At 62.3% G+C, this 17,764-nt stretch carries 14 protein-coding genes; 9 read left to right on the forward strand and 5 right to left on the reverse strand.

Going from position 1 to position 17,764, the window contains the following annotated elements; translation table 11 throughout:
* Nucleotides 1-2 precede the first annotated feature (2 nt).
* Nucleotides 3-3,254: an efflux RND transporter permease subunit gene (locus PRZ03_RS16540; protein ID WP_273601361.1), complete on the forward strand. Its 3,252-nt coding sequence runs from the start codon at nucleotides 3-5 to the stop codon at nucleotides 3,252-3,254.
* Nucleotides 3,255-3,337: 83 nt separating this feature from the next.
* Entirely contained in the window at nucleotides 3,338-5,401 is a 2,064-nt protein-coding gene (locus PRZ03_RS16545) for an alpha/beta hydrolase family protein (protein ID WP_273601362.1), read from the forward strand.
* Between the two features lie 13 nt (nucleotides 5,402-5,414).
* On the opposite strand, the gene PRZ03_RS16550 is transcribed toward PRZ03_RS16545, so the two are convergent.
* Complete coding sequence (locus tag PRZ03_RS16550) at nucleotides 5,415-6,827, reverse strand: FAD-binding oxidoreductase (protein ID WP_273601363.1); 1,413 nt, start codon at nucleotides 6,825-6,827, stop codon at nucleotides 5,415-5,417.
* Nucleotides 6,811-7,248 carry a DUF2069 domain-containing protein gene (locus tag PRZ03_RS16555; RefSeq protein ID WP_273601364.1) on the reverse strand — a complete coding sequence of 146 codons (438 nt, stop codon included), beginning with the start codon at nucleotides 7,246-7,248 and terminating at the stop codon, nucleotides 6,811-6,813. Before PRZ03_RS16555 ends, PRZ03_RS16550 begins: the two co-directional genes overlap by 17 nt.
* An 18-nt stretch (nucleotides 7,249-7,266) precedes the next feature.
* Between PRZ03_RS16555 and PRZ03_RS16560 the strand changes: the two genes are divergently transcribed.
* A complete protein-coding gene (locus PRZ03_RS16560; protein ID WP_273601366.1) occupies nucleotides 7,267-8,502 on the forward strand; it encodes a YihY family inner membrane protein in 1,236 nt (411 codons plus the stop codon).
* On the opposite strand, the gene PRZ03_RS16565 is transcribed toward PRZ03_RS16560, so the two are convergent.
* Nucleotides 8,491-9,072 carry a helix-turn-helix domain-containing protein gene (locus PRZ03_RS16565; protein ID WP_273601367.1) on the reverse strand — a complete coding sequence of 194 codons (582 nt, stop codon included), beginning with the start codon at nucleotides 9,070-9,072 and terminating at the stop codon, nucleotides 8,491-8,493. The genes PRZ03_RS16560 and PRZ03_RS16565 overlap by 12 nt on opposite strands.
* A gap of 93 nt (nucleotides 9,073-9,165) precedes the next feature.
* Here PRZ03_RS16565 and kbl point away from each other — a divergent pair, with 93 nt between their 5' ends.
* Entirely contained in the window at nucleotides 9,166-10,374 is a 1,209-nt protein-coding gene (gene kbl / locus PRZ03_RS16570; protein ID WP_273601368.1) for a glycine C-acetyltransferase, read from the forward strand.
* Between the two features lie 13 nt (nucleotides 10,375-10,387).
* Nucleotides 10,388-11,341, forward strand: coding sequence for an NAD-dependent epimerase/dehydratase family protein (locus PRZ03_RS16575; protein WP_273601369.1), 954 nt, complete (start codon nucleotides 10,388-10,390; stop codon nucleotides 11,339-11,341).
* On the opposite strand, the gene PRZ03_RS16580 is transcribed toward PRZ03_RS16575, so the two are convergent.
* Both PRZ03_RS16580 and PRZ03_RS16585 read right to left on the reverse strand, forming a co-directional pair.
* On the reverse strand, nucleotides 11,342-12,151 hold the full coding sequence (locus PRZ03_RS16580; RefSeq protein WP_273601370.1) for an alpha/beta fold hydrolase: 810 nt from the start codon (nucleotides 12,149-12,151) through the stop codon (nucleotides 11,342-11,344).
* Between the two features lie 12 nt (nucleotides 12,152-12,163).
* Nucleotides 12,164-13,471, reverse strand: coding sequence for an O-acetylhomoserine aminocarboxypropyltransferase (locus PRZ03_RS16585; RefSeq protein WP_273601371.1), 1,308 nt, complete (start codon nucleotides 13,469-13,471; stop codon nucleotides 12,164-12,166).
* Between the two features lie 105 nt (nucleotides 13,472-13,576).
* On the opposite strand from PRZ03_RS16585, the gene PRZ03_RS16590 reads away from it, so the two are divergent.
* The 4 genes from PRZ03_RS16590 (at nucleotide 13,577) to PRZ03_RS16605 (ending at nucleotide 17,756) form a co-directional block, all read left to right on the forward strand.
* Entirely contained in the window at nucleotides 13,577-14,047 is a 471-nt protein-coding gene (locus PRZ03_RS16590; protein WP_263535125.1) for a CBS domain-containing protein, read from the forward strand.
* Nucleotides 14,048-14,137: 90 nt separating this feature from the next.
* Nucleotides 14,138-15,244, forward strand: a complete 1,107-nt coding sequence (aroC, locus tag PRZ03_RS16595; RefSeq protein WP_273601372.1) for a chorismate synthase — start codon at nucleotides 14,138-14,140, stop codon at nucleotides 15,242-15,244.
* Between the two features lie 15 nt (nucleotides 15,245-15,259).
* Complete coding sequence (locus PRZ03_RS16600) at nucleotides 15,260-16,468, forward strand: MFS transporter (protein ID WP_273601373.1); 1,209 nt, start codon at nucleotides 15,260-15,262, stop codon at nucleotides 16,466-16,468.
* Nucleotides 16,469-16,586: 118 nt separating this feature from the next.
* On the forward strand, nucleotides 16,587-17,756 hold the full coding sequence (locus tag PRZ03_RS16605; protein ID WP_273601374.1) for an efflux RND transporter periplasmic adaptor subunit: 1,170 nt from the start codon (nucleotides 16,587-16,589) through the stop codon (nucleotides 17,754-17,756).
* Nucleotides 17,757-17,764 lie beyond the last annotated feature (8 nt).

Here is a 17,764-nt window from a genome sequence, read left to right on the forward strand (position 1 = left end):
CCATGTTTCTTTCCGATTTCAGCATCAAGAAGCCGATCGCCACGATCGTCATCATCATCTCGCTGATGTGCCTGGGACTGCTGGCACTCAAGAAGCTGAAGGTCAACCAGATCCCGGACGTGCAAGAGCCGGTGCTGGTTGTCGGCATCGCCTATCCAGGTGCCTCGCCCGAGACGGTCGAGCGTGAGGTGATCAACCGCATTGAGAAATCAATGCAGAGCATCTCGGGTGTTGATCGCGTGCGCTCTACAGCGTCTGAAGGTTATGCCCAGATCGTCCTGATCTTTAACTTCAACAAGAACTTGATCGAAGCCTCAGACGAGGTGCGTAACGCGATCGATACCGTGCGCTACAAGCTGCCGACCGAAATCCGCGAACCGGTGGTGGAGCGCAATGACCCGGCGGCTGAGCCCATCATGCAGCTGGCTTTGTCCAGCAGCAAGCAAAGTCACGCGGAAATTTCACGCATCGCCGAAGACCAGTTGGCCGACAAGTTCCGCGGCATTCCCGGTGTGGCCGTCGTGACTGTCAACGGCGGCCTCAAGCGTGAGCTCAGCGTACTGCTGCACGCCGAGAAGCTGCGCGAGAACAATGTCTCCGTGACCGATGTGGTGGCCGCGCTGCGCAGCCAAAACAGCACCGCCCCTGTCGGCAAGGTGCGTGGCACGCTAGAGGACCAGAGTATTCGTTTGCTGGGCCGCCTCGAGTCGCCGGCCGACTTCAAGCAAATCGTGGTCAAGCGCCGCGGCAATGAGTTGGTGCGCCTGTCGCAGGTCGCCAGCATCGAGGACGGCTTTGCCGAAATCAGCCGCGTCAGTCTGCGCAATGGCAACCCCAATGTCGGCATCGCGGTGACCCGCTCGAAAGATGCCTCCACGGTCACGGTGGCCAACAAGGTTCGCAAGCTGGTTGAGGAGATCAACAAAACCCTGCCCGAAGGCGCCAAGCTCGAGGTCACGCAGGACGGCGGCAAGGACGCGCAGAACAGCCTCAACAACGTGATCGAGTCTCTGGTCTTGGGGGCGGGCCTGACGATTTTCGTCGTCTATGTTTTCTTGAATTCGTGGCGCTCGACGCTGATCACCGCCTTGGCGCTGCCGACCTCGGTGATCGCTGCCTTCATCGCGGTTTGGCTGGCCGGCTTCACCCTGAACTTCATGAGTTTGCTGGGCTTGTCGCTGGCCATCGGGGTCTTGATTGATGATGCCATCGTGGTGCGCGAGAACATCGTGCGCCATATGGAGCGCGGCTCGGACCGGCGCACCGCTGCACTTGAGGGCACAGCCGAGATTGGCTTGGCCGTCGCGTCGACCACCTTCGCCATCGTTGCGGTGTTCATCCCCGTGGCCTTTATGCCGGGCGTGTCGGGCGAATGGTTCCGGCCCTTTGCCTTGACCGTAGTCGCGTCGGTGATGGTCAGCTTGTTCATCTCATTCACGCTCGACCCGATGATGTCGGCCTACTGGGGTGACCCACCGAACCATCATTTGGCGCCTAAGAACGCGCTTGGCCGCTTACTGGCTCGCTTCAATGACTGGTTTGATCATCAAACCGAGCGTTATGGCCATGTGATTGCCTGGGCTTTGCATCACCGCATCTGGATGGCCGTGTTTGCGGTGCTGAGCTTGGTCGGAGCCTTGGCGCTGCAAGTCAAATTCGGTGGTTCCAGTTTCTTGCCCGTCACCGACTCCGGTATGGTGGCGGTTGAGGTGCGCACGCCCGCGAGCGCCAGCCTGGAGTATTCGCGTCTGAAGCTGGAGGCTGCGGCCCAATTGGCGCGGGCTATGCCCGAGACGGTCGCGACCAACTCCAATGTCAACGTCGGCGGTGGCCGCATCTATGTGGACATCGGCAAGAGCAACCAGCGCAAGCGTTCAGCCACCGAGGTGGCCAACGAGCTGCGCGAAAAGGTCAAGAGCCTGGTTGGCGCGGAGTATGCCGTGTCCGATGACCTGAATGGTGGCGGACGTAAGCCGGTGCAGATCCGTTTTACCGGCACCGACTCGCGCAAACTGCTGGACATCACCAATGCTTTCATGGAACAGATGCGTGGCATCAAGGGCGCGGTCGATGTGGGGCTGTCTGAGCAGGACCCGCAAGACGAATTGCAGATCGAGTTGAACCGTGGTTTGGCCAACACGCTGGGTATCTCGGTAACCGATGCGGCGCAGGCATTGCGAGTCTCCTTTGCCGGCGTTGAGGTGGGTGACTGGGTTGACCCGGCCGGGGAGACCCGCGATGTGGCGGTGCGTCTGCACCCGGACGACCGAGTTGACGCTAGCAATATCGAGCGCTTGCCGATTGCCGTCAGCGGCAGCAATGTGATGGTGCCCCTCGAACAAATCGCCAAGGTCACCATGGGCAAGGGCCCGAGCAAGATCCAGCATGCCGACGGCAAGCGCACGATCGCGGTGGCCGCCAATGTGCAGGGCCGCTCACCCGGCGAAGTGACGGCAGATGCCGTCAAAATTGCCAAGGCGATCAACTTCCCGCCCGGCTACGGCCTGGAACTGGAAGGCGACTCGCGCCAGCAAGAAGTGGTGTTCACCGAGATGGGCATTGCTTTGGTGTCGGGCATTGGCCTGATGTATCTGGTGCTGGTGATGCAGTTCGGAAGTTTCACCGCGCCTCTGGCGGTGATGTTGTCGCTGCCGCTGTCGCTGATCGGTGTGGTCTTGGCCTTGCTGCTGAGCAAGAGCACCTTGAATTTGATGAGTTTCATCGGCGTCATCATGCTGATGGGCTTGGTGGCCAAGAATGCGATTTTGCTGCTGGACGCCGCGCGTCAGTTGGAGTCCGAGGGCATGGACCGCGAAGATGCCTTGATGACCGCAGGCCGCAAGCGCCTGCGGCCGATTCTGATGACCACCTTTGCCCTGATTGCCGGCATGTTGCCGGTCGCGATTGGCCTGGGCGAGGGCAGCGAGTTCTACCGGCCTATGGCAGTAGCCATCATTGGCGGCACCATCACCTCGACCTTGCTCACCTTGCTGGTGATCCCGACCTTCTACGACAGCATCGAAATCGCACGCGACCGCATGTTTGCGAAATTCCAGCGCAGATCGGCGCGCTGGAATGGCTTGGTCGCGTTTGTGATGACTTTTGTCGAGGCCATCCTGACGCTGATGTTTGTGCGCTTTGTTTGGCGCATGCTGGGCAAGCTGGTGGCGCTGATTCGCCGCAAGCCCGTCAAAGCGGCGGCGAAAGCTTCGCTTGGGCAACAAGTAGCCAAGCCGCCAAGGGCTTTGTCCTAGGGCTTGCCCCAGGGTGATGCCGGTTCTGATCCGCTTACAGTCCGCCCCACATTGAGCGATCACAGCTCGGGAGGACGATAAGAATGAGCCTTTTCAGAATCGGCCAGCGCGTGCTGGCGATGGCTTCGCTATGGGTGGCCTGTGGCCTGGCCGGAGCCAATCCGAGCCAGGGCTTGCCGGCCATAGAGGATTTCTTTCGTCTACCCATGTACCGCGGCGGGGTGCTCTCGCCGGACGGCCGTTTGATGGCCATCGTCACCTCGCCCGAGGGGCGCCGCACCCAACTGGCTGTTGTCAATTTGCAGGATTTCTCGGCCTCCAAGGCCGTGATCGGCCTCGGGGATACCGACATCAACCGTGTCTTCTGGGTCAATAACAAGCGCCTGGTGTTTGACGTTGCGCAGTTGCAGGAGGCGAGCGAAAAGCCGGTCGCCCAAGGTCTGTGGGCCATCGATGTGGACGGCGAAAACCTCAAGCAACTGGTCAACGCCGAGAGCAGCCGCCCCAGCGTCAATGCGGACGGTATCGCGGCGCTGAAGAACTCGCTGTTCAAGGAGCGCCGCGAGGAGTTGCTGCCTTGGACTTGGCATCTGCACCGAGTGCTGGAGGATGGCAGTGATGATGTCATCATTGAAGAGAGTCGCTACAACGGGCTGGGCGAATTCACCTCGGCCGTGTTGGCACGGCTGGATACACGCAACGGCCGCAAGAGTTCGGTGTTGGATAACGCGCCGCCCCATGTCTACACATGGCTGGTCGACAAGACCGGCCGCCCGGTGGCAGCCACGGCGATTGACAAGGATCGCTACGCGATGTACCTGCCCTCGGCCGATGCTCGCAGCTGGACTCTGTGGCGAGAGGACGAACGGTTCAACAGCAGTCTGCCCAGCTGGTACGAGGCCGGCCCACGCGGCCAGCTCTACCTGGTCGGCAACCCTAGCCAGCCCACAGGCACCCAAGCCTTGCTGCGCATGGATACGGCCAAGCCCGAGGCGGCGCTGCAGGATGTGATGAACATCAAGGGCTATGACTTCAGCGGTGAGCTGGTGTTTGATGAAAAGACCGGCCGCCTGCTGGGGATTCACTATGAAGGGGAGTCTAGGGACAGCGTCTGGTTTGATGAGCAGATGAAGGCGCTGCAGGCCGCAGTCGACAAGGCGCTGCCCGCCACCGTCAACCAAATCGACTGCCGCGACTGCCTGAACGCCAAGCTGGTCTTGGTCAAGTCCAGCTCCGACCGTCAGCCGACTATCTTCAGCAGCTTCCAGCCCGACAGCTTGACCCTCAAGCCCTTGCTGTCCGCCCGCCCTTGGATCAAGCCGCAGGAGATGGCCAGGCGTGAGCCTATGCGCATCAGCGCACGCGATGGTTTGAGTCTGCCCCTGGTTGTGACTCGCCCGAAGAGCATGCCTACCGGCACCAATAGCAAGGCGATGCTGCCGACCGTGCTGCTCGTGCATGGCGGCCCCTATGTGCGAGGCAATCATTGGGAATGGAGTGCCGAGGCGCAGTTCCTGGCCTCGCGTGGCTACTTGGTGATAGAGCCCGATTTCCGCGGCAGCAGCGGCTATGGGACTGCCCATAGTCGGGCCGGATGGAAGCAATGGGGCCTGGCCATGCAGGATGACTTGGCCGATGCGGTGCAGTGGGCGATCAAGAGCGGATCGGCTGATCCCAATCGCATTTGCATTGCCGGCGCCAGCTATGGCGGTTATGCGGCCATGATGGGCTTGATCAAACAGCCCGAGTTGTTCCGCTGCGGCATTAACTGGGTCGGCGTGTCGGATTTGAAGCTGCTATTCAGCTCGCTCAATAGCGATGCCAGCGAACTCGGCCGCAGTTATGACTTGGTCAATTTGATCGGACACCCGGACGCGGACAGCGAGCGCTTGGATGCCACCTCGCCGCTGAAGCAAGCCGCCCGCCTCAAACGTCCGCTGCTGATGGCATATGGTGCTTTGGACCGCCGTGTGCCGATGGAGCATGGCCTGCGCATGCGCGACGCTTTGGCGGCCGCCGGACACAAAAGCGTCGAATGGGTGCTCTATCCAGAGGAACGCCATGGCTGGCGCGCGATGGAAACAAACAAGGACTTCTGGGGCCGGGTCGAGCGATTTTTGCAGCAACACATCGGCATGCCTCCCTGAGCATCGCCTTAGCTCAAAGCATACGGCCCGGATTCATCAAGCCCTTAGGATCGAGGGCATTTTTGATGGCGCGCATCATGTGCAAGGCGACCGGGTCTTTGCGTGCGGCCAGTTCTGCGCGTTTCAATTGGCCGATGCCATGTTCGGCCGAAAATGAGCCGCCATGTGCGGCTACTGCGTCATAGACGATTTGGTTGATGGCCGTTTCATGCTGGCTCAAAAATTCCTTGGCCGGCACGCCCTCTGGCGCTTGCACGTTGTAGTGCAGATTGCCGTCGCCGAGATGGCCAAAGTTAACCAGACGAACCCCGGCAAAAACCGCCTTCAAGGTCGTGTCGGTGCCGGTCACAAAACTCGGGATTGCCGAGACGGGCAGCGCGATGTCGTGCTTGACATTCAGCCCTTCTTGCGCCTGAGCGAGCGGTATCGACTCGCGCAAATGCCACATCGCCTGCGATTGCGCCTGGCTGGCAGCCACCGCCGCGTCGCTGATCACGCCGGCCTCCAAGGCGGCCTCCAGCAAGCTTTCAAACATGGCGCTGGCATGGGCTTCACTTTCGGTGTCTGACAGTTCCAGCAAGACCGTCCAGGGACTGAGGGCCAAGGCTTGCTGCAATTGCGGAAAATGTTTTTTCACCAAGCCCAGCGACACCGCGTTCATCACTTCAAAGCCACTCAGGCTTGCGCCGGCACGGCTTTGCGCCAGGACCAGCAAGTTCACGGCAGCGTCCAATGAGTCGCAAGCTGCCAGCGCCGTCGTTTGCGCCTTGGGGCTGGGGTAGAGCTTCAGGGTGGCGGCGGTGATCACGCCCAACGTGCCTTCGCTGCCGACAAAAAGGTGGCGCAGGTCGTAGCCGGTATTGTCTTTGCGCAGACCCGACAAACCGTTCCAGATTTCCCCGTCGGCTGTCACCATTTCAAGCCCTAAGCACAAATCACGTGCGTTGCCGTAACGCAATACCTGCGTGCCCCCGGCGTTGCTGGCGAGGTTGCCGCCTATCGTGCAGGAGCCCTCCGATGCCAGACTCAAGGGGAAGAGCAGGCCTTGTTCTGCGGCTGCGTCCTGCACCGCTTGCAACACGCAGCCGGCATCAACCGTCATGGTCAGATTGGCCGCATCAATCGCCCGCACCTGCTTCATGCGGCACAAACTGAGCAGCAGTTGCTCGCCGGTTGCATCGGGGGTCGAGCCGCCGACCAGGCCGGTGTTGCCGCCTTGCGGCACCAGGCCGACCCCGTAGGCCGCGCAGAGCTTGACGACGGCGGCGACTTGGGCCGTGTCGGCCGGTCTGGCAATCGCCAGGGCGCGACCTTCATAGCGGCGGCGCCAGTCTTGCTCGAAACTGCTGAGGTCGCCCTCGCACAGCAAACCGGCCTCGCCAAGGACGCCGCGTAGCGCTTGCAGAAATTCAGCTTGGCTGAGCATCGGCCGCTGCGGTGTGGGCTTTGGCTGCAGCCAGGCGCAGCCTGACCTGCATCGCGCAAGCGACAAAGATCAATATGCTCAAGAACACCTCGGCAATGGCCAGCCACATGCCAATGCCGCTTTCACTGGCGGCGCGCACCGCACCCTCGGCAAAGTAGAGCCAGATCATCAGGCTAAGCCAGCGGAAGGTGTAGAGCCTATAGCGCCACAAACCCGCCATGGGCACCAGCAAAGGCAGGGCCTTGATGGCCAGGGTGCCGCGGCCGGTCGGTGCCAACCAAAGCTCCCAGGCCAGGCTCAAGAGAAAAAGGGCAATCAGGGCCGCGAGTGCTAGGTTGCGGGAAAACGCTTCGCGCGAGCTGGCTTGGGTGCGCAGCGGCTCAGCCGGGGAGGGCGGATTCTGGGAGTGAGAGGCAGACATGCTGGCATCATAGCCAGCATGCGCAATCTCTCCACTGAAAAGCTCGACCTGAAGAGCTGGCTTCGACTGCTGATTTCGACCCTCAATCGCTGGCCCTGGCGCCAGACCGTGCAAAGCCTGCGCCTGCGTTTTCGGGAGGGACATCTGGGCCTCACCGCCGGCAGCTTGACCTTCACCACCTTGATTTCCTTGGTGCCGCTGTTGACGGTGATGCTGGCCTTGTTCACCGCCTTCCCGATCTTTTCCTCCTTCCAAACCGCGCTGGAGCAGTATTTCGTCAAGAGCTTGATTCCGGCCAATATTGCCAAACCGGTGCTCGGCGCCTTGACTCAATTCGCCTCCAAGGCCAACCGGCTCGGTGCCGTCGGCCTGGTCTTCTTGGGCTTCTCAGCCTTGGCCTTGATGCTGACCATAGACCGCACCTTGAACTCGATCTGGCGCGTGCAGCGGCCTCGGCCCATGGCGCAGCGCGTTTTGGTCTATTGGGCCAGCCTGACCTTGGGGCCATTGCTGCTGGGCGGGAGCTTGGCACTCACCAGTTATGCCGTGACTACGGGGCATGACTACTTCACCACGCTGCCTTTCAGTGTGGGTGTGATGTTCAATGCCATTGAGCTGTTGGTGATGGCCTGCGGCGTGGCCGCGCTGTTCCACTACGTGCCCAACACGGTGGTACGTTGGCGCCACGCCTTGGCCGGCGGCGTGTTTGTGGCTCTGGGCTTCAACGCCGCCAAGAGCGTACTGGCCTGGTATTTCAAATCGGTGCCCACCTTTTCAACCCTTTATGGCGCTTTTGCCACCGTGCCAATTTTTCTGGTCTGGCTCTATGCGGGCTGGGTGATCGTCTTGCTCGGTGCTTTGCTGGCGGCCAATGCGCCCAGCCTGAGCAGCGGCATGCTGCGCCGTCCGGATGTGCCGGGCTTGGCGCTTGAACTGAGCTTGGGTGTCTTGCGTGAATTGCGCTTGAGTCAGCAGCTTGGAGAGGGCGGCGCCAGCAGTTTGTTGCTGGCGCAAAGGCTGCGTATTGACCCGCTTCAGCTGGAGCCGGTGCTGGACCAATTGGGCGATCTTGACCTGATCGGACGGCTCGACGAAAGTGGCACGCAGCGCCTGGTTTTGCTGGTGGTGCCGGAGCAAACGCCGGCCGCACCCTTGTTGAATGTCTGCCTGGCCCAGCGTTCCACCGCCTTGGCGCCGCTATGGCAGCGCAGCGACTGGGAAAAGATCAGCCTGGCTCACTTGTTAGGGGTGTAGCACCACCAACAAAGCCTCCGCCGCCTCGCTGGCTGATTTGTTACGAATCGAGTGTGGCCCGTCCACCGCATAACGGGCAGTTTCCCCGCAAAGCAAGTTCTGGCTGCTGCCGCCGGCGCTGATCTCCAGGCTGCCGCTGAGTATGCTTAAGTGTTCACGCGAACCCGGCTCATGGGCGGCCGATTCCAAGGCGCCGCCGGGCTCTATCGTCAGCTGATACCACTCGAACTGACCCGCCAGATCGATTGGCCCCAGGATGCGAAGCTGGCACAGCCCGTCCGGGCTGCTCATGCTCGGAATCGAATGCGCGGCGACCCGCTCAATCGCCGGAGCTGCCGGTCGCTCGCCGCCCAAAAGCTCAGACATCTCGACGCGCAAGGCGTTCGCCAGTCGCCAGACCACGGCGACTGTCGGGTTGGCCTGGTTGCGTTCAATCTGCGACAGCATGGATTTGCTGACCCCGGCGCGTCGCGACAACTCGTCCAAGGACAGGCCTTGCGTTTGCCGCAAGGCCTGCAAGGTGGCCCCCACCTTGGGGGGTTCAAGACTGTCTAAACTGGGCACCGACATGCTTGACCTCGCATCGCTAATCTTGGATACTGCACGCCGGTTCGATATATCGAACAGCGTCCAATTTAATGAATTGTGCATCAGGAGCCCTCAATGACCAACGCCGCTGACTTCTACGCCCACTTGAACACCGAGTTGCAGGGCATTCGCGAGGCGGGTCTGTACAAAAGCGAGCGCGTCATCACCGGCCCTCAGGGCTCGCTGGTGCACACCGCAGATGGCCGCGAGGTGATCAATCTCTGCGCCAACAACTATCTGGGCTTGTCTTCTCATCCGCAGGTGATTGAGGCCGCTCACGAAGCCTTGCGCACCCATGGCTACGGCCTCTCGTCGGTGCGCTTCATCTGCGGCACGCAAGACCTCCATAAGACCCTGGAGCAGCGCCTGGCGCGCTTCCTGGGCACCGAGGACACCATCCTTTACGCGGCCGCATTTGACGCCAATGGTGGCCTGTTCGAGCCGCTGCTGGGCGAGCAAGACGCCATCATCAGCGATGAGCTGAACCACGCCTCCATCATCGACGGCATCCGCCTGTGCAAGGCAAAACGCTTTCGCTACAAGCACAACGATATGGCCGACCTCGAGCGCTGCCTGATCGAAGCCAAAGAAGCCGGGGCACGTTTCACCCTGGTCTTCACCGACGGCGTGTTCTCGATGGATGGCACGATCGCCCAGCTCGACAAGATCCGCGAAATAACCGACCGCTACGGTGCGCTCTTGGGCATCGACGAATGCCATGCCAGCGGCTTCATCGGCAAGACCGGTCGCGGTACGCATGAGTACCGCGATGTGTTCGGCAAGATCGACATCATCACGGGCACGCTGGGCAAGGCTTTGGGCGGCGCCTCGGGCGGCTTCACCACCGGCCGGCGCGAGGTGATCGAGTTGTTGCGCCAGCGTTCGCGCCCCTACTTGTTCTCCAACACGGTGGCGCCCAGCATCGTCGGCGCATCGATTGCCGTGCTCGATCTGCTGGAAGGCTCGACCGCGCTGCGTGACAAGCTCGAAGCCAACACCGCCTATTTCCGCGAGGCCATCCAGGCCGCCGGTTTCGAGATCAAGCCGGGCACCCATCCGATCGTGCCCATCATGGTTCACGACGCGGTGCTGGCGCAAAAGCTCAGTGCACGGATCTTGGAGTTAGGCATTTACGCGGTCGGTTTCTTCTTCCCCGTCGTGCCCAAGGGTCAGGCGCGCATCCGCGTGCAGGTGTCGGCCGGGCATTCGCGCGAGCAGCTGGAGCAAGCGGTTGCCGCCTTCACGCAAGCCGGCCTTGAGCTGGGTCTGATCAAAACCGCCTGAATAAGCAATTTCAATGAGCACCACCAAGATTCTGATCATCGGCGCCAACGGCCAAATCGGCTCCGAGTTGGCCCAAGAGCTGGCCTTGCGCCACGGCGATGCCAACATCATCACCAGCGATCTGGCGCCTGAGGGCCGCGTGCCGCAGTTGACGCATGAGATGTTGGACGTGACCGACGCGGCGGCGCTGGCCACCGTCGTCAAGCGCCACAGCATCACGCAGATCTATCACCTGGCCGCTGCTTTGTCCGCCACCGGTGAGAAGCACCCGATGTGGGCCTGGGACCTGAACATGAAGGGCCTCTTGAATGTGTTGGAGCTGGCGCGCACGCAAAAGCTCGACCGCATCTTCTGGCCCAGTTCGATCGCCGCCTTCGGCCCATCGACCCCGACGCTGGATACACCGCAGACGACGGTGATGGACCCGACCACCATCTACGGCATCTCCAAGCTGGCAGGTGAGCGCTGGTGCGCCTGGTATCACAAGAATCACGGCGTCGATGTGCGCAGCCTGCGCTACCCCGGCCTGATCAGCTACAAGACCCCACCCGGCGGCGGCACCACCGATTACGCGATCGAGATCTTTCACTCGGCGCTCAAGACCGGCAAGTACAGCTGTTTCCTTGAGCAGGGTCAGGGCTTGCCGATGATGTATATGGCCGACGCCTTGCGGGCGACGATCGAGTTGATGGAAGCGCCGGCCGAGTCGATCAAGCAGCGCGGCAGCTACAACCTGGCCGGCGTCAGCTTCACGCCGGCCGAGATTGCGGCCGAAATTGCCTTGCAAATTCCGGGTTTCGAGATCAGCTATGCGCCGGACTTCCGCCAAGCGATTGCCGCCAGCTGGCCGCAACGCATCGACGACAGTGAGGCCGTTCGCGACTGGGGCTGGCAGCTCAAGTACGACCTGCGCGCGATGACGACCGACATGCTCAAAGAGCTGCGCCCCATACTGGGCCTGGCCTAACTAAACCCTCAGCGCGACGCGCAGCGCCGCCAGCAGGGCATCCGGCACTTCGCTCATCAAGGAGTGGCCGGCGGGCAGCATGACGGTCTTGGCGCCCTGTAGCGCCTCGGCCAGCGTCTTGCTCTGCTTGGGCGCCGTCATCTGGTCGCGAGCGCCCAGGATCAAGGTGCTGGGTGCGTTCACTTTGGCTGCCGCTTCCAAGCCGCCGATGTAGGCATCGCAAAGCCTGAAGTCTTGCTCGAACAGATTGACCTCAGTTTGCCGGCCCTGGATGCGGCGCTTGAGTGCCATTTCGCCACCTTGCAGCCAAGCGCCCGGCCCCGGGTAAGACGGCTTGCTAGCCCAGCTCGAGAAGGAGAATTGATTGACCATGGCGATCGCCTTGTCGGGCTGCGCTGCCGCCGTGTTCAGCAATGCTTCCGAGACCTTCATCGGATAGGCCGTGGCCAGCAGCGCCAGATGGCTGGCTCGCGCAGGCTGGCGGGCCGCCGCCTCCAGCGCAATCAGCGAGCCCATGCTGTGGCCCACCAGTCCCGCCTGTTGCTGAACGCCAGCGGCGTCAAGCAAGGCCCAGACCCAATCGGCCAAGTCGGCAATGCTGTTCAGAGGCGGCCCGGCGCTGCGCCCATGGCCGGGCAGATCGACCGCTAACACCGCATGCCCATGGTGGGCGAACCAGCGTGCCAGCAAGGTCCAGACGCTGTGGTCATTGAGCGCACCGTGGATAAAGACGATGGCGGGCAGGGCGGGGTCCAGCGGCTTGCCGCCGGTGTGGGCATAGGCTTCAAAGCCATTGACGATCAATTTCATGCTGTCTTGCTCCTAGGCCTTGGCTGCGATTTTCAGCGCGCGCTTCAAGTCGGCGATCAAATCGTCAGCATCTTCCAAGCCAATCGAGAGGCGAATGCTGCCCGGCGCAATGCCGGCCAGCGCCAAGGCTGCGTCATCCATGCGGCTGTGCGTGGTGGACGCCGGGTGAATCACCAGCGAGCGGCAATCGCCGACATTGGCCAGGTGGGAGAAGATCTGCAGCGCCTCGATGAAGGCGCGGCCCTGGGCACGCGTGCCCCTCAGATCAAAGCTGAACACCGAGCCGCAACCGCGCGGCAGCAGACGCTGCGCCAAGGCGTGGCTGGCGTGGCTAGGCAAACCCGGATAGGCGACCCGCTCGACCATCTCGTTAGCATTCAGGAACTCGGCAATTTTCTGTGCGTTCTGCACATGGCGCTGCATGCGAAGAGACAGGGTTTCGATGCCTTGCAGAATCAACCAGGCCGTGTGCGGGCTCATGCAAGCGCCAAAGTCGCGCAGACCCTCGCGGCGCGCGCGCAGCAAAAATGCGCCGACGGTGCTTTCCTCGGCAAACACCATGTCGTGAAAGCCCGCGTAGGGTTCGCACAACTCGGGGAACAGGCCATGCTTGTCATGCGCGGCCTGCCAGTCGAAGGCGCCGCTGTCGACCAGCACGCCGCCCACCACAGTGCCGTGGCCCGACAAAAACTTGGTCGCCGAGTGATAAACCAGATCGGCGCCATGCTCGAAAGGCCGCATCAGGTAGGGCGTGGTCAGCGTCGAGTCGACCAACAAAGGCAGGCCGGCATCGTGGGCAATTGACGCGATGGTCGGAATGTCCAGCACATCCAGGCCGGGGTTGCCCAGCGTCTCGCCGAACAGCAGCTTGGTATTGGGCCGGATCGCGGCGCGCCAGCCCGCAATATCACCGGGCCGCACAAACGTGGTCTCGATGCCGAAGCGGCGCAGCGTGTAGTGCAGCAGATTGTGCGAGCCGCCGTAGAGCGCGCCCGACGAGACGATGTGTGATCCAGCCCCCGCCAGCGTGGCGATAGCCAGATGCAGCGCTGCTTGGCCGCTGGCCGTGGCGATCGCGCCCACGCCGCCCTCGAGTGCGGCGACGCGTTCCTCGAACACGGCGGTGGTCGGGTTCGACAGACGCGAATAGACATGGCCGGCCCTCTCCATATTGAACAGCGAGGCGGCATGCTCGGCGTTCTCGAACACAAACGAGGTGCTTAGATGCAGCGGCGTGACGCGTGCGCCGGTGCTTGGGTCGGGTGCGGCCCCGGCGTGTAGCGCCAAGGTGTCAAAAGCAGGGTCTGCATAGCCTGACATGGTGTCTCCCAGGTGTTAGTTGGGCGCATTGTGTGCTATGTTTCTAGCCAGTAAAAAATTTGGGTTTGAGCCATATCGGCGACCCACTCATTCAGGAGTCAGCGCATGAAAGTCGTCGATATTTTGCGGGTCAAAGGTGGCACGCTGTTCACTGTGACGCCAGAGGAAGCTCTGTCGCAGGCGGTGACCACCATGGCCGAGCGCGATATGGGCTCCTTGGTGGTGATGGAGCATGGCGATCTGGTCGGCATGCTGACCTTCCGCGAGGTCATCGCGGCAGTCGTCAAGAACGGCGGTTCGGTCGGCACCTTGCGGGTGCGCGGGGTGATGGACGACCATCCCTTGACCTGCACGCCCGAGACCGAAATCGACGAAGTGCGCCGCATGATGCTGGGGCGCCATGCCCGCTATATGCCGGTCTTGAACGGCAAGACCTTGCAAGGCGTGATCTCGTTTTACGACGTCGCCAAAGCGGTGGTCGATGGCCAGGATTTCGAGAACCGCATGCTCAAGGCCTATATCCGCGATTGGCCGCTCGAAGACAACCCCGAGAGCGCGGGCGAATCCAAGTTGTGATTCGTTGAGATTCTTGAAGAAGCGGCCTTCGGGCCGCTTTTTGTTTGGCGGCCGATAGAATCCATCCGCCCCCAGCTAAACAGGTTCCCCATGTCAGGCAGTACTTTCGGCGAGTTGTTCCGTGTCACCAATTTCGGCGAAAGCCATGGCCCCGCGATTGGCTGCGTGATCGACGGTTGCCCACCGGGCTTGCCTCTGAGCGAGGCCGATATCCAGCCCGAGCTGGATCGCCGCCGCCCAGGCACCTCGCGCCACGTGACCCAGCGCAATGAACCCGACGCGGTCGAAATCTTGTCCGGCGTCTATGAAGGCCTGACCACCGGCACGCCGATCTGCCTTTTGATCAAGAACCAGGATCAGCGCAGCAAGGACTACGGCAATATCCTCGACACCTTCCGCCCCGGCCATGCCGACTACAGCTACTGGCGCAAGTATGGCCTGCGTGACCCGCGCGGCGGCGGCCGCAGTTCGGCCCGACTCACCGCCCCCATGGTCGGCGCCGGTGCGGTGGCACGTAAATGGCTGAAAGAAAAATACGGCTGCGAGTTCCGCGGCTGCATGACTCAACTGGGTGAGCTGGAGATTCCGTTCGAAGGCTGGCAGCATGTGGGCAACAACCCCTTCTTTGCCGCCAATGCGAGCAAAATTGAAGAGTTGGAAGCCTATATGGACGCGCTGCGCAAGTCCGGCGATTCGGTCGGCGCGCGCATCCGGGTCGAAGCCTCCGGCGTGCCCGTGGGCTTGGGCGAGCCGCTGTTCGACAAGCTTGATGCCGACATCGCCTATGCGCTGATGGGCATTAACGCGGTCAAGGGCGTCGAGATCGGTGCCGGCTTTGGCGTCGTGGCACAGCGCGGCAGCGAGCATGGCGATGAGCTGACGCCGCTGGGTTTTGCATCGAACAACTCCGGCGGCATGCTGGGCGGCATCTCGACCGGCCAGGACATCGTAGCAAGCATCGCCATCAAGCCGACTAGCTCGATTCGCACGCCCAAAGCGTCGATCAACCGGGCCGGTGAGGTGGCATCGGTCGAGACCTTTGGCCGCCACGACCCTTGCGTGGGTATCCGCGCCACGCCAATCGCCGAAGCGATGCTGGCTTTGGTCTTGATGGACCATGTGCTGCGCCACCGCGCGCAATGCGGCGATGTGGTCTTGCCGATCGAAGCCATCGCGGCTTCTAACGCGCAAGCTTGATGCTCCCTCATCTCCATGCCTGAAGCCGCAGCGTCCAAGCGCACGCTGGCGGCCTGCAGTGCGCTGTCCTGCGCCTACTTTGCGGCCATCGGCGGCTTCAACCCCTACGCACCGCTCTGGTACAAGGAGCTGGGCCTGCCGGTCGTAGCGATCGGCTTGTTGGTGTCCTTGGCGAGTTGGACGCGGCTGTTTGCGCCCTATGCCTGGGGCGCTTTGGCCGACCGGCATGGGCAGCGTACCAAGATCATCCGTTGGGCCGCCTTGGCCAGCTTTTGTGCGGGCTTGGGTTTTCTTGTGCCAGCGCCTTGGGCCTCGGTGACAACGCTGGCCGCTGCCACGTTTCTGATGTTCACCTTCAACGCGGCGATCGTGCCGCTGATGGAAACCTTGGTCGCGGCGCAGTTGATGACGGCCGAGGGCGGCATGGATGCGCGCCGTTATGGCCAGGTACGGGTCTGGGGTTCGGTCGGTTTCTTGGCCACCGTCTTGCTGGCCGGCTGGTGGTTTGAGCATTTCGGAATGCAGGCTTTCGCCATCACCACCTTGGTCTTGCTGGGACTGGTGGTGGTGATGGCATGGCGCTTGCCCGAGCAGCCGGAGCAGCCTCATTCGGCGCATGCGCCCAGTCCGCCTATTGCAGAGGTGATGCGCCGCCCGGAGGTGCGCTGGTTCTTTGCCGGCGTGTTCTTGACCGTGCTGGCACACACCGCGCTCTACACCTTCTTCAGCCTCTACCTGGATTCGCTGGGCTACGGCAAGCAGATCGTTGGGCTCTTGTGGGCCGCATCGGTGGTGGTAGAGATTGCCTGGTTTGCCTTGCAGGGCAGGGTGATGGAACGTGGCAGCCTGCATCATTGGCTGATCGCGGCAGCGCTGGCGACGGCCTTGCGCTTTGGCGTGACCGGTGCTTTTGCCGGCAGCTTGTGGGTCTTGTTCCTGGCCCAATGTCTGCATGCGATCACCTTCGCCGCCCAGCACACCGCCTGCATCGCCCTGGTAACGCGCTATTTCCCCGGCCAATTGCGCGGCCGCGGCCAAGCCTTGTACACCGTCCTGGGCTATGGTTGCTCGGGCGTTTTGGGCAGCTTGGCCGGCGCTTGGCTGGTGTCCTACACCGGCTATGCAGCGGTGTTCGGCGTGGCGGCGGTGGCGGCCTTGGCGAGCGCTGTTTCCTGTTGGCGCAGCTTGGTCTGGGATAGACGGCAGAACGCATTCATCAGATGATCGCTGCCGAGTGCAGATCGTGCCCTGAATTCTGCAACTCGTCACGATGACCATCGCAGGGCCCTGGCCCAGTCCCTACACTGCGGCCACTTTGGCAATAGATGAATAAGGGGACTCCATGCGCAAACAATGGCTTTTCGGCGGTATTACCGCCGCAGTGCTGGTCGGTGGGGCAGTCGCGGTATTTGCCAGCAAGGGTGATCCGGCTGCCAAGCCGACCAAGCCGGGTGAAGACAAGGCTGCCGTGGCGTTGGAGTTTGTGCCGGCCGAGGTCATCAAGCCGACCCTGACCAGCATGCCGGCCTTGATCGAGTTTTCCGGCCCCCTGGTAGCACCCGGCACTGTTATCGTGCGTGCCAAGTCGACCGGCACGCTGCTGAACCTGAGCGTCAGCGAAGGCAGCCGCGTCAAGGCTGGCCAAGCCTTGGGCCAGCTGGATCTGGAAGAGCTGCGCTACCGGGTCGCCGAGCGCAGCGCCAGCGTCGAGTCGGCCCACGCACAGCTGGATCAGGCCGAGCGCCAGTTCAAGGCCAACCAAGGCCTGGCCGAGCAGAAATTCATCGCCTCTACCGCGCTAGATACCTCGCGGGCCAGCTTGGAGACCGCGCGCGCCCAAGTGGCCACGGCCAAGGCGCAGCTCGACACCATGCAAGTGACGCTGCGCCAAGCCGCCTTGGTCGCTCCGATCAGCGGGGTCGTATCTAAACGCCATGCGCTGCCGGGTGAGAAGTTGTCGCCCGAGCAGCAGATTCTGAGCATTGTTGACTTGAGCCGCCTGGAGCTGGCCGGCCTGGTTGGCACGCACGAAGTCAGCCGTTTGAAGCCCGGCATGCCGGTGCAAATCCGCGTTGAGGGCTCGGACCGCAATGTCGAGGCGCGCATCAGCCGTATCGCCCCGGCGGCCGAGCCGGGCACGCGCTCGATCGGCGTGACGCTGGAATTGGCCAACCCCAAAGAAGAGTTCCGCGCCGGCCAATATGCGGTCGCCAAGGTGGAGCTGCCGGATGACGCGCAGCGCCTGACCGTGCCGGTGGCTGCTGTCACCAGCAATGCCGGCCAAGACGGCGTTTGGCTGATCGAGAACGGCGCTTTGCTGCGCCGCATCGTCACGACCGGCCGCAGTGATGCACGCGAAGGCCGGGTCGAGGTGCTGCAAGGTCTCAGCCCCGGCTCGCAGGTGCTGGCGGCCCGCTTTGACAATTTGCGTGAAGGCGCCAAGGCCTCGGTGGTGGTGAGCAAGACCAAGGTTGCCGAAGCCACAAAGTCCACCGCCGCCGCGTCGAACTGAGGCCCAGA

It is taken from the genome of Roseateles albus (genome assembly GCF_028595345.1).
In the GTDB taxonomy this organism is placed as follows: Bacteria; Pseudomonadota; Gammaproteobacteria; order Burkholderiales; family Burkholderiaceae_C; genus Paucibacter_A; species Paucibacter_A albus.